The organism is Tardibacter chloracetimidivorans (genome assembly GCF_001890385.1).
GTDB lineage: Bacteria > Pseudomonadota > Alphaproteobacteria > Sphingomonadales > Sphingomonadaceae > Tardibacter > Tardibacter chloracetimidivorans.
In genome coordinates, this window is record NZ_CP018221.1 from 3297554 (window position 1) to 3309975 (window position 12422).

11 protein-coding genes are annotated in these 12422 nt (G+C 66.8%); all 11 read left to right on the forward strand.

The window, feature by feature from the left end; all coding sequences use genetic code 11:
* Positions 1 to 37 precede the first annotated feature (37 nt).
* The 11 genes from BSL82_RS17160 to BSL82_RS17210 all read left to right on the forward strand — a co-directional run bounded on the left by BSL82_RS17160 (position 38) and on the right by BSL82_RS17210 (position 12418).
* A complete protein-coding gene (locus BSL82_RS17160) occupies positions 38 to 2197 on the forward strand; it encodes a malate synthase G (RefSeq protein ID WP_072598873.1) in 2160 nt (719 codons plus the stop codon).
* Positions 2198 to 2242: 45 nt separating this feature from the next.
* Positions 2243 to 2629, forward strand: coding sequence for a hypothetical protein (locus BSL82_RS17165; RefSeq protein WP_083579276.1), 387 nt, complete (start codon positions 2243 to 2245; stop codon positions 2627 to 2629).
* A gap of 57 nt (positions 2630 to 2686) precedes the next feature.
* Positions 2687 to 4687, forward strand: coding sequence for a TonB-dependent receptor family protein (locus BSL82_RS17170; protein ID WP_072598450.1), 2001 nt, complete (start codon positions 2687 to 2689; stop codon positions 4685 to 4687).
* A 121-nt stretch (positions 4688 to 4808) separates the two neighbouring features.
* Positions 4809 to 5129, forward strand: a complete 321-nt coding sequence (fliE, locus tag BSL82_RS17175) for a flagellar hook-basal body complex protein FliE (RefSeq protein WP_072598451.1) — start codon at positions 4809 to 4811, stop codon at positions 5127 to 5129.
* 48 nt (positions 5130 to 5177) lie between these two features.
* The gene (fliF, locus tag BSL82_RS17180; protein ID WP_072598452.1) at positions 5178 to 6935 is read left to right on the forward strand and encodes a flagellar basal-body MS-ring/collar protein FliF; all 1758 of its coding nucleotides are present in this window, start codon (positions 5178 to 5180) and stop codon (positions 6933 to 6935) included.
* Positions 6928 to 7950: a flagellar motor switch protein FliG gene (gene fliG, locus BSL82_RS17185; RefSeq protein ID WP_072598453.1), complete on the forward strand. Its 1023-nt coding sequence runs from the start codon at positions 6928 to 6930 to the stop codon at positions 7948 to 7950. The genes fliF and fliG overlap by 8 nt, the downstream gene beginning before the upstream one ends.
* The gene (locus BSL82_RS17190; protein WP_072598454.1) at positions 7943 to 8632 is read left to right on the forward strand and encodes a FliH/SctL family protein; all 690 of its coding nucleotides are present in this window, start codon (positions 7943 to 7945) and stop codon (positions 8630 to 8632) included. Before fliG ends, BSL82_RS17190 begins: the two co-directional genes overlap by 8 nt.
* Before the next feature lie 26 nt (positions 8633 to 8658).
* On the forward strand, positions 8659 to 9963 hold the full coding sequence (locus tag BSL82_RS17195; RefSeq protein WP_072598875.1) for a FliI/YscN family ATPase: 1305 nt from the start codon (positions 8659 to 8661) through the stop codon (positions 9961 to 9963).
* 1 nt (position 9964) lies between these two features.
* Positions 9965 to 10378 (forward strand): hypothetical protein, encoded by a 414-nt coding sequence (locus tag BSL82_RS17200; RefSeq protein ID WP_072598455.1) that lies wholly within the window; start codon positions 9965 to 9967, stop codon positions 10376 to 10378.
* Positions 10379 to 10455: 77 nt separating this feature from the next.
* Positions 10456 to 11841: a flagellar hook-length control protein FliK gene (locus BSL82_RS17205; RefSeq protein WP_072598456.1), complete on the forward strand. Its 1386-nt coding sequence runs from the start codon at positions 10456 to 10458 to the stop codon at positions 11839 to 11841.
* A gap of 31 nt (positions 11842 to 11872) precedes the next feature.
* A complete protein-coding gene (locus BSL82_RS17210) occupies positions 11873 to 12418 on the forward strand; it encodes a flagellar basal body-associated FliL family protein (protein WP_072598457.1) in 546 nt (181 codons plus the stop codon).
* The last annotated feature ends 4 nt before the right edge of the window (positions 12419 to 12422 follow it).

The following is a 12422-nucleotide window of genomic DNA, read 5'->3' on the forward strand; positions in this document are numbered from 1 at the left end:
TCCTGCGCGGGACACCATCCAACATTCGAGTATCGCCATGACCCATGTCCGCTCCGGTGAGATCGCGGTTGCAGAGCCGCTCTATCAATTCGTCAACGATCAGGTGCTGCCCGGCACAGGCGTGGAGGCGGACGCCTTCTGGAAAGGCCTGTCCGATTATCTGACCGCCTTTGCGCCGCGCAACCGCGCGCTGCTGGACAAGCGCGACATGCTTCAGGCGCGCATCGACGAATGGCATCGCACGAATCCCTGGCCGTTCGATGCGGCCGCCTATGAGGCCTTCCTTCGCGAGATCGGCTATCTCCAGCCGGAACCGGACGCCTTTTCCGTCGGCACCGCCAGTGTCGATCCTGAAATCGCGACTCTCGCCGGGCCTCAGCTCGTCGTGCCGCTCACCAACGCCCGCTATGCGCTGAACGCGGCGAATGCGCGCTGGGGCAGCCTCTATGACGCGCTCTATGGCGCCGATGTCATTTCCGAGGCGGACGGCGCGGAAAAGGGGGGCGGCTATAATCCCGCGCGCGGCGCGAAGGTGATTGCCTATGCCAGGCGCTTCCTCGATCAGGCCGTCGGCTTGCGCGAGGGGAGTCATGCGGACGCGGCGGGCTATGCGATTGACGACGGCGTGCTTGCAGTGACTCTCGGCGGCGGCGCGAAGACCGGGCTTGCCGATCCTTCGAAGCTGGCGGGCTGGCGCGGCGATGCGGGCGCGCCCGACGCGATCCTTCTGGTCGACAACGGGCTCCACATAGAAATCCGGATAGACCGCGATCATTCGATCGGACGAACCGACCCCGCCGGTGTCGCCGATGTGCAGGTGGAAGCCGCGCTCAGCACGATCATGGACGGCGAGGATTCGGTCGCCGTGGTCGACGCTGAGGACAAGCTGCTGCTTTACGGAAACTGGCTGGGCCTGATGCGGGGCACGCTTTCCGCCAGCTTCGGAAAGCAGGGCCGGGAGCTGGAGCGGACGCTGGAGGGCGACCGCAGCTACAGCACGGCGGGCGGCGGAACGCTGACGCTTCCGGGCCGCAGCCTGATGCTGATCCGCAACGTCGGCCTCCATCTGACGACCGACGCCGTCACCGACCTTCAGGGCAATGAAATGCCCGAAAGCCTCGTTGATCTGGCGATCACTTCGGCGATCGCGCTGCATGATCTGAAAGGCCTGGGGAAGCTGCGGAACAGCCGCGCCGGATCGGTCTATATCGTGCGTCCGAAGATGCACGGGCCGGAAGAGGTGGCGTTCACGTCGGAAGCCTTTGCGCGGGTGGAGGCGATGCTGGGCATGGCCCCCAACACGCTGAAGATGGGCATCATGGACGAAGAGCGGCGGACCAGCGCCAATCTGGCGGCCTGCATCGCGGCCGCGCGCGACCGGGTGTTCTTCATCAACACCGGCTTTCTCGACCGGACGGGCGACGAAATCCACACCTCGATGGAGGCAGGCCCCGTCATCCGCAAGGATGCGATCAAGGCGGCTGGATGGATCAAGTCCTATGAGGACCGGAACGTCGATATCGGCCTTGCGTGCGGCCTTCAGGGCCACGCCCAGATCGGCAAGGGCATGTGGGCGATGCCCGATCTTATGGCGGGCATGATGGAGCAGAAGATCGGACATCCCAAGGCGGGGGCGTCGACCGCCTGGGTTCCCTCGCCAACGGCCGCGACGCTCCACGCGCTCCACTATCATCAGGTGAATGTCGCGCAGGTGCAGGCGGAACTGGCAGGGCGGCCCAAGACCGGGCTTGGCCCCTTGCTCCAGCCGCCGCTCGCCGAGGGCAAGAACTGGTCGCCCGAGGAAATCCGCGAGGAGCTGGACAATAATTTGCAGGGCATCCTCGGCTATGTCGTCCGCTGGATCGACCAGGGGGTCGGCTGTTCCAAGGTGCCGGACATCCGCGACGTGGGCCTGATGGAAGACCGCGCGACCCTGCGCATCTCCAGCCAGCATGTCGCCAACTGGCTGCGTCACGGCGTAGTGACGGAGGATGAGGTGCGCGCCGCGTTCAGGCGCATGGCCGAGGTGGTCGACCGGCAGAACGCGGGCGATCCGCTCTATCAGCCCATGGCGCCCGGCTTTGACGGAGCGGCCTTCAACGCCGCCTGCGATCTGGTCTTCAAGGGCTGCGAACAGGCCAATGGCTATACCGAGTTCCTGCTCACCGCGTGGCGGCGCAAGCGCAAGGCGGCATGACCTTGCCGCTTGCCTAAACGTGGGCGCGGGCGTAACGCGCCTGCCATGACGATGCAGGGGGGCATGTCCGCCGGGGGGCGGAAACTGGGTCTGGCGCTGATTGCGCTCGGCCTTGCCTTCCGCATCCTCATCGCGCCCGGCCTGATGCCGCAGGCGTCGCCCGAAGGGCTGACGCTGACGCTCTGCACCGCGCAGGGGCCGGTCGAATACAGGCTTGATCTCCACAAGGCGCAGCCGGAGCCGGCGGCGCACGATCCCTGCCCCTATGGCGCGCTGGCGGCCATGCCGCTGCTGCCCGAACTTGCCGTCGCCGTCGCGCCCCTGGTGTTCGAGGCGGCGACGCTTCTGTCCGGCGTCCCGGCCGAAGCGCGCCCGCATGTCGGCGCGCCCGCGCCGCCGCCGCCGTCCACTGGACCGCCCACCCTGTCCTGACGCCTTGCGACCGGGCTGCTGCCCGGCGTCTATCGTTTCAGTACAGAGGAATAGAGAATGAACATGCGTTCCGCCGCGCTTTCCTGCGCGTGCCTCGCGGGCTTTTGCGCCCCTGCCGCCAATGCAATTGAAGCCGCCCCGATCATCGTTGACGCGACCGAGCTTGCGACCGTGCCGCCGCCCGAGGTGGCCGCCGCCGCGATCCGGCGCACGCCGGGGGGCGTCGATCTGGTGCCCGCCACCGATTATCTCGACGGTCACGCCGTCAACCTGCACGACATGCTCGCCTTCTCGCCGGGCGTGTTCGCGCAGGGCCGCTATGGCGAGGAGGCGCGGCTCTCGATCCGGGGATCGGGCATCGGCCGCGGCTTCCACCTTCGCGGCGTGACGCTGCTGATCGACGGCGCACCGGTGAACACCGCCGACGGATCGGGCGACTTTCAGGAGATCGACCCGCTGATGCTCTCGCATCTGGAGGTCTATCGCGGGGCCAATGGACTCAGGTTCGGCGCATCGAGCCTTGGCGGCGCGATCAATGCGGTCACTCCGTCGGCGCGGACGCTGGGTCACGGCTTTGAGGCGCGGGTCGAAGGCGGCAGCTTCGGCACATGGCGCGGCCATGCCAAGGCGGGCCATGTCGGCGAGCGCGGCGACCTCTTGATCGCCGTGACCGGCAGCGGCACGGACGGTTATCGCCAGCAGAGCGGCGGGTTCAAGGTGCGGCTCAACGCCAATTACGGCTACAGGCTGTCGGACGCCGCCGAGACGCGCTTCTACCTGACGCTCAACCACCTGGATCAGGAGGTGCCGGGCACGCTGACGCTTGCCGATGTGAAGGCCAATCCGCGTTCCGCACCGCTCAACAGCCGGCTGAACGACCATGTGCGCAACATACGCTCCGCACGGGCGCTGAACAGGACGGTCATTTCGCTTGGCGGGGCGACCGCGCTTGAGTTCGGCGGCTTCCTGAATGTGAAAAGCCTTTACCATCCGATCTTTCAGGTCATCGACTATGAGACGGTCGACTGGGGCGGGTTCACCCGGTTGACCGGCGGGGCCGGATCGTTCGCATGGACGCTTGGCGCGCAGGCGCAGTTCGGCACGGTCGACGCCCGGCAATATGTGAACATGGGCGGCAGGCGCGGCGATTTGCGGGCAAAGGCCGATCTCACGGCCAATAGCATCGCGGCCTATGGCGAAGGGCGGCTGGCGATCGCCGAAGGGCTGACCGCCGTCGGCGGGATCCAGTTCACCAGCGGCAGGCGAAAGGCCGATGATCTGCTGAACCCGGCCCGCGGTGACAGCCGCACCTATGACGAATGGTCGCCAAAGCTGGGGCTGCTCTACGAACCGGCCGAGGCGCTGCAATTCTACGCCAATGTCAGCCGTGCGGCCGAAGTGCCGACCTTTTCCGAGCTGGTTCAGGGCACGGTGCAGCAGTTCGTGCCGCTGGATGTCCAACGAAGCTGGACGGCCGAAGTCGGTTCGCGCGGCAGCGCCGGGCCGGTTTCGTGGGACGTGTCGGCATATCGCGCATGGGTGCGGGGCGAGCTTCTGGCCTACACCGTCAATCCCGACGTTCCGGCAAGCACGTTCAACGCGCGCAAGACGCTGCATCAGGGCGTCGAGGCATTGCTTGAACTGCGGCCGGCCGAGGGGCTGCGCTTCCGCCAGATCTACAATTACAGCGACTTCCGCTTCAGGAACGACAGCCAATACGGGAATAACCGCCTGCCGGTGGTGCCGCGCCACCAGATCAGGTCCGAACTGCGCCTCGATGCGGGCGGGTTCAGCGTCACGCCTTCGGTCGAGTGGATTCCGCAAGGGGCGTGCGCCGATTATGCGAACACCACAAGGGCGGGCGGCTATGCCGTGGCAAACCTCGGCGCGACCGCGAGGCTCAATGAGCGCGCGAGTGTGTTCCTTGACGCGCGTAACCTGTTCGACAGGAAAGGCGTGGCCGACATATCGGCGGCGACGCTCGTGACGCCTGCTTCGGCCGTCTATTCGCCGCTCGACGGGCGGGCGGTCTATGCCGGGTTGAGACTGGCGATCTGATCCTCGGCAGGCAGTCGGAAAACCGACGGGAAGCGCGTCGGTTTTCTGCTGCCGCCTTCCGAAGATCGCGCAAAACCGCGCCTTTCACGCTTGGCACGGCAGTTGCATTCATGCTCCTGCCATGACCACGATCGACGCAAAGAGCCTGCTCGCCATCCGCTCCCAGATACTGGAGCGCAACGCCGTGCTTGCCCGCGCTTCGGCGCCCGCCGCCGCGCAGCCCGCCGATTTCGGCGCGACGATGCAGCAGGCATTGGGCGCGGTGAACGAGCAGCAATCGCGCTCGTCCGCCTTGTCCGCCGCTTATGAGCGCGGTGACACCACCGATATCGCCGCAGTGATGATGCAGCGGCAGAAGGCGTCGATCTCGTTCGAGGCGACGCTGCAGGTCAGGAACCGCCTGCTCAGCGCCTACAAGGACATCATGAACATGCCGGTCTGACGCCGCCCGCATGCCAGCCGGAAACCAGCCAATGAACGAGCATATTAGATGAGCGACGCCGCAGCCCAGACGACGAACATGGCCGCCTCCGTTTCAACGCCGCAGCCTTTTGGTCCGGCGCTGGGCCGGTTTCAGGCGCAGGCAGGCGCGATCCTCGCCCAGCCGGCCATCCGTCGCAGCCTGCCCATGGTGCTTGGCACGCTCGCGCTCGCGCTGGTCGCGATCATCTATATCATGACGCGCACGCCTGAAATGCGCACGCTGTTCGCGAACCTTCCCGAAGCAGACAAGGCGGCGGTGGTGGAGGCGTTGCAGGCGGCCAATTTCGATCCCGCCGTCGACAGCCTGACCGGAAGCGTTCAGGTGCCCGCAGGCGATTATCACAAGGCGCGGATGATGCTGGCGGGCCAAGGCCTGCCCCATTCAGCGCCCGAAGGCTATGAGCTGCTGAACGACATGCCGCTCGGCGCCAGCCGCGCGCTGGAGCAGGCGCGACTGAAGCAGAGCCAGGAAAGCGAGCTTGCGCGAAGCGTCGCCGAAATCGCCAGCGTGGAATCGGCCCGCGTCCATCTCGCCCTGCCCGAACAATCGGTCTTCGTCCGCGACCGCACTTCGCCCACCGCGTCGGTTTTCCTGAAGCTTGCACCCGGCCGCGTGCTTGGTGAGGCGCAGGTGCGATCGATCGTGAACCTTGTCGCCTCCTCGGTGCCGGGCCTTCCGGCCGATCGCGTTTCAGTGGTGGACCAGTCCGGCACGCTCCTGACGCCCGACAGCGCGGACGACGAGTTTGGCGAAAGCCGCAAGCGGCTGGGTTTCCAGACCAAGATGGAAGACAGCTATCGCCAGCGGCTGGTGTCGTTGCTGACTCCGCTGCTTGGCGCGGAAAACTTCAGCGCCGAGGTGCATCTGGACCTCGATTTCACCGAGAGCCAGCAGACCAGCGAAGCCTTTGACAAGGAAAACGCCGTCATCCGCAGCGAGCAGGGTACGCTGCAGGCCAGCGACGGCCCAGGCGCTCCGCCGCGCGGCGTGCCGGGCGCGCTCAGCAATATTGCGCCGCCGCCCGCCACGGTCCAGCCGCCGCAGGCCGCCGCTGCCCAGCCCGCCGCTGCCCAGCCCGCGCCGGGAGAGGAAGAGGCCGCGCCCGCCGTACCCTCCGCAGGCCCGCGCAACGAAAGCTACACCCGCAATTACGAAATCGGGAAGCAGGTGTCCGTCACCAGAGCGCCGATGGGGCAGGTGAAGCGCGTGTCGGCCGCCATCGTGCTGCGCGAAAACGGCAAGGGCATGAAGCCGAAGGACATTCAGGCGATCGAAAAGCTGGTGCAGAGCACGCTGGGCTTTGACGCGGCGCGCGGCGACGTGGTGACCGTCACCGCCCGACCGTTCACGGACACGACCCCGCCCGAACAGCCCTGGTACGAGATCGACGTTCAGGAAAATACCTGGATTCCCGATGTCGCGAAGATCGGCGCGGCGCTTGCCGTCTTCGCGCTGGTGTTCTTCATGGTGCTGCGGCCCTTCATGAAAAAGGCGATGGAAGTCCCCGCGCACACCCCGCGCATTCCGGGCGCGCTGGGCCAGCCGATCCTGCTGAACCCCGGCGACGATCAGGCGATGGAGGCGATCCGCCAGAAGCTGCGTCCGCGCGGCGGCCTTCCGCCGGAGCTTTTGACCACCACCAACAGCTATGACGACAAGGTGGCCGTGGTCCGCATGTTCGTGGCGGAAGACACTGCGCGCGCGTCCAACGTCGTCCGCCAGCTTCTGCGCAGCGAAGCGCCACAGGGGGCAAGCAATGAGTGAGGAAGCAGTCGCAGCGCTGCCGCGCCATCTCTCCGGCACGCAGAAAAGCGCGATATTGATGATGCTGCTGGGCGAGGATGAGGCGGCCGATCTGCTGAAGCATCTGAACCCGCGCGAAGTGCAGAATCTGGGGCAGGCGATGTATTCCATCGCCGATGTCGATCAAGGCACGGTCAACAATGTGCTGGACGAGTTCATCCTTGCAGCCCGCGAGCAGACCAGCCTCGGCCTTGGCACCGGCCCCTATGTGAAGAACGTCTTCGTCAAGGCGCTGGGCGAGGAGAAGGCCGGCAGCGTGCTTGGCCGGATGAGCGCGACGACTCCGCAAAAGGGCATCGAGCTGCTGGACTGGATGGACGCACGCTCGATCAGCGCCACCATTCAGGGCGAACATCCGCAGGTGATCGCGGCGGTGCTGTCGCACCTCGACGCCGGGCTTGCGGCCGAAGTGCTGCAACTGATGCCCGAGGATATGCAGGCCGACATGATGTACCGGGTGGCGACGCTGGATTCGATCCAGCCCGACGCGCTGGCCGAGCTTGAGCGGGTGATGCAAAAGCAGATCAAGGCGAATGCAGCCGTCCGTTCCGCCACCATCGGCGGGGCGAGTGCCGCCGCCAGGATCATGAATCATGTGCGCGGCGGGGCCGACCGGCGGATCATCGGCGAACTGACCGGGATCGACGAGGACATCGGCCAGACCATTCAGGACCAGATGTTCATCTTCGACAATCTGCTCTCGCTTGACGACCGCAGCATGCAGACGCTGCTGCGCTCGGTCGACAACACGCTGCTCGTGCCCGCGCTGAAGGGCGCCGACGAACGAATGCGCGCCAAGTTCCTCGGCTGCATGTCGCAGCGCGCGGCCCAGACCGTGCAGGACGAACTTGAGGCGACCGGCCCGATGCGAGTGAGCGAGGTGCAGGACGCGCAGAAGCGCATCCTCGCCATCGCCCGCCAGCTGGGTGAGAGCGGCCAGATCATGCTTGGAGGTTCCGGTGACGATTATGTCTGATGCGGCGATGGACATGGCAGGCGCGCGGGCGCTGTCGCTGACCGAACTGTTCGCGCTGGAGCGGAGGGAGTTCGTCCCCTCGCTCGTAGGTGCCGGAATGGCGGGATTTCGCGCGCGGATGCCGGTCACCAGCCTGGATGGCGAGACGCAAGCGGAGGAACCCGAGATCGATCCCGCGCTTGCGCGCGAGGAAGAGCTTGCCGCCGCGCGCGCGGAATCCTTTCAGGCCGGGCTCGAGGCGGGCCAGGCGGAAAATCTGGAAGCGGTCGAGATGATCATCGCCGAATGCCGGGCGCTGATGCAGAGCCTCGATGAGGCGCGCACCATCGACAAGGCCGCGCTTGGCCCGATGATGAAAAAGGCGGTGCTGGATCTGACCGCGCAGATCGTCGAGGCGCACGTCGCCGCCGATCCGGCCTTCGTCAACGGCTGCATCGGCCGCGCGCTTTCAACCTTGAAGGAAGCGCATGAAGCGGCGCGGCTCTACCTCCATCCCGACGACATTGCGACGGTGGGCGAGGATGCGACCGACGGCTATCGCAATCTGACCATCGCCGCCGATCCGCTGTTGCCGCGCGGCAGCGTCCGGCTGGAGGCTGGCGGCGGCGAGATCGAGGACGGGGTGCGGCCCCGCATCGCGCGGCTTGAACAGGCACTGCGCGCGGCGGGCCTTGCCGCGTGACGACCGCGACCGACGATCTTGCCGGAATGCTGGCGGGATTGGGCAGGCTGACCATCGACACCGCGCCCGAGCAGATCGGGCGGCTGACAAGCTATGACGGCCTGCTGCTGGAGGCGTCCGGCCTTTCCGCTCCGGTCGGGACGGTGTGCAGCATCGAAACCGCAGGGGACTCGGCCGAGGCCGAGGTCATCGGCTTTCGCAATGGGCGGTGCATATTGATGGCGCTTGGCCAGCGCCCCGAACTTCTTCCGGATGCACGGGTGCGGGCGGTGAGCAACCAGTCGCGCGTCGATGTGGGGCCGGGCCTGCTTGGCCGGGTGATCGACGGCGCGGGTCTGCCGCTGGATGGACTGGGGCGGGTGGAGACATCGGCCGAATGGCCGCTTGCGGGCAGGCTCCAGAACCCGCTGGAACGCGCGCGGGTGACCGAGCCGTTCGACGTGGGCGTGCGCGCCCTCAACGGGCTTTTCACGTTCGGACGCGGGCAGCGTGTCGGCATTATCGCCGGTTCGGGCGTCGGCAAATCGGTGCTGCTCGGCATGATGACGCGCTATTCCATGGCCGATGTCGTGGTGGTGGGGCTGATCGGCGAACGCAGCCGCGAAGTGACCGATTTCGTTGCGACCAAGCTCAGCGGCCCGGCGCGCGACCGCTCGGTGGTGGTCGCCGTGCCCGCCAATCATTCGCCGATCATGCGGATCAGGGCGGCCCATCGCGCGACTGCAATCGCCGAATATTTTCGCGACCAGGGCAAGAATGTGCTGCTGATTTTGGATAGCCTGACCCGTGTCGCCCATGCGCAGCGCGAGATCGGCCTTGCGCTTGGCGAGCAGCCGACCGCCCGAGGCTATCCGCCGTCGGTCATCTCGCTGCTGCCCAATCTGATCGAGCGGGCGGGCAATGACGCAAAGACCGGCGGGTCGATCACCGCCTTCTACACCGTGCTCGCCGATGGTGACGACACGGTCGGCGATCCGGTGGTCGACACTGCGCGCGCCATATTGGACGGGCATATCGTGCTTTCCCGCGCGCAGGCGGAGCGCGGCGTCTATCCGGCGGTGGACATCGCCGCCTCGATCAGCCGGGTGATGACCGATGTGGCAACCCGCGAGCATGTGGCGGCGGCGCGCGCTCTGAAGCGGGCAGCCGCGCTCTACGACGAAAATCGCGACCTGATCCTGATGGGCGCCTATGCGCGCGGCAGCGATCAGGCGCTCGACCAGGCGATTACCGCCCAGCCGCATGTAACCGGATATCTGTTGCAGCCAGAGGACGAGCCCGTCGACATGGCGACGTCTGTGGCCGAACTGACGGCAGTGTTCGGGGCCTGAGATGCGGGGCAAGGCCGACCGGCTGGCGCGGGTGGCACGCATCCGATCGCTCCAGAAGCGGCAGGCGCTGGCCGAGGAAGCACGGGTGCTGACCGAGCGCGACCAGATCAGGCAGATGGCAAACCGCATCGCAACGCTGCGCCGCGCCTATACGCCGGTGGAAGCGGAGGCGGAGAGCTTTTCGCTGAAATCGCTCGCGCATCAATATGAACGGCTCGGCAAGGCGCTGGCGGCGACCCTCGACCGCGAAGACCGCGCGAACCGGGCGCTTGCCGAAACCCGGGCGGAAACGCTCGCCGCGCACATGCGCAAACGCGCCGCCGACGAACTCGCGGCGCGCGCGGAGGCCGGGGAACTGGTCGAGGCGGATCGCCGCGCCGAGCGCAACGCCGTGCCGCGGCGCGTCAAGCCCTGACGCCAGTCCGATCGGAGCTGGTCCCGGACTGGCACGGTTATTGCTGATTAGCTGACAGCAAGGCTCACGGAGGCATTATGGGCATCGAAGCGACTGGTCTGGGCGATATTTTCACGACGCCCGAGCTGTCTTCCGAAACCGCCAGTCGTGCAGCGGGGCAGGATTTCTCAAGCTTTTTGAAGGCGCTGGGCGTGTTCCCGCAACCCCATGTCGGGGAGCCGACGGCGGCAGTCGGCAAGCCGACGCCTGAGGCGGAAAGCGGCGACGCCATTCCCCCAACGCCCGCACTCGATGAAAGCGACGGGGAGCCGCCGATGTTCGTGAAGATTGCCGAGCAGCTTGCCGTGGCCGTCAGGGGCGGGGAGGCGAAGCCGCAAAAGGCCGCCGCCCTTCCGTTCCCGCCGGAAGCGAGCGCCGCCGCGCCCGAGATTACGGACGGTGAAGCCGCGCCGGACGCCGATACAGAGACGGATCAGAAGCCCGCGCCGGATGCGAACATCAGTGCGATTGCGCCGGATACAGGTCAGGCCGCGCCGGTGATCGGCGTCGCGCCGCCGATGCAGGCCGCCGCCGCTCCTGCGGACGAACCGTCCTCTCCGCAGCCGGTTCCGGCGGTCCGTACCGACACTGCCGCCGATCTGCCCCCGGCCGACGCAGGGGAGGCTGTCGTGCCGCCCGTCGCGTCGTCCCTTCCCACGGCCATGCCGGTGCAGAAGGGCGAGGGACGACCAGCGGCGAAAGCGCCGGACGCTGCCCATCCCGTGCATGGGGAGCCGGCTGGCGGAAGGATTTTGCCGGAACTTCCCGAAGCCGCATCCGATCAGGCGCAGCTTGCGCGGGGCGAAGGCAATCGCGCGGAAAGCGCGAAGGCCGATGAGGCGGCCGCGACTCCGGTCCCGCCCGCGCCCGATCAGGGCCGCAGTCACGCGACTGTCGCCGGGGCGGAGCGCCATCTTTTGACGACGCCTTCGGGGCAGACCCCGTCGGTGGCGGCTCCGGCTCCGTCCGTCACGCCCCAGCAGGCGTCGCATCAGCAGGTGATGGACGATCTGCTGGTCGGCAATGCGGTGGAAGACCAGTGGGTCGACCGGCTGTCCCATGATGTGCAGGCGCTGATCGCAAGCGACAACCGCGAGGCGCGGCTCCATCTGCGCCCGCGCGAACTGGGTGACCTCTCGATCAAGCTCGAGATGCAGGACGGGCAGGCGAAGGTGCATTTCACGGTGGAGACGGCCGCTGCCCAGTCGCTGATCGGCGACGCCACGCCGCGCCTTCAGGCGATGCTCGAAAATCGGGGCGTGAAGCTGGAGCAGGCGTCGGTCGATGTCGGCGGCGGCTCCGACCGGGAGGGACAGGGCAGGCAGCAGGACGCGCCGCCCTTCATGGCCAAGGCGCCGCCATCGGCGCTGGCGGCCGCCGTTCGCCGCACGGCCCGGCTGACCGCATTTGAACGCTACGCATGACCATCACCAGAACCAGGCAGAGAACAGGCATATGAGCGACACTCCCCAACCCAGGAAGAAGGGCGGACTGATGAAGCTGCTGATCCCCGTGATCGGCGGCGTGGTGCTGATCGGCGCTGGCGCGGGCGGCGGCTATTTCGCAGCCTCCAGCGGCATGCTGGGCGGCGGCGCACACAAACCCGCCCATGACGGGCCGCAGCGGGTGGAAAGACCGGCGGGCGAGACGCCGCATCAGGTGGATAGCGACGGCGACGGCCAGTACGAGACCAGCTATTTCGAGCTGAAGAAGGAGTTCACCTCCAATCTGATGGACCCCAATCGCTATATCCAGGTGGGGCTTGGCGTCGCCACCACCTATGATTCCAAGGTGACCGAGGCGGTCGAAAAGAACGATCCCGCCATCCGTTCCGCAATCCTCGGCGTGCTTGCCGAACAGACCGCCGCCGATGTCGCCACCATCAAGGGCAAGGAAGCGCTGCAACGCAGGCTGCGCGGCGTCATCAACGAGACCCTGGAAGCAAAGACAGGCTTCGGCGGCATCAGCCAGGTCTATTTCACCAGCTTCGTGATCCAATAGGACG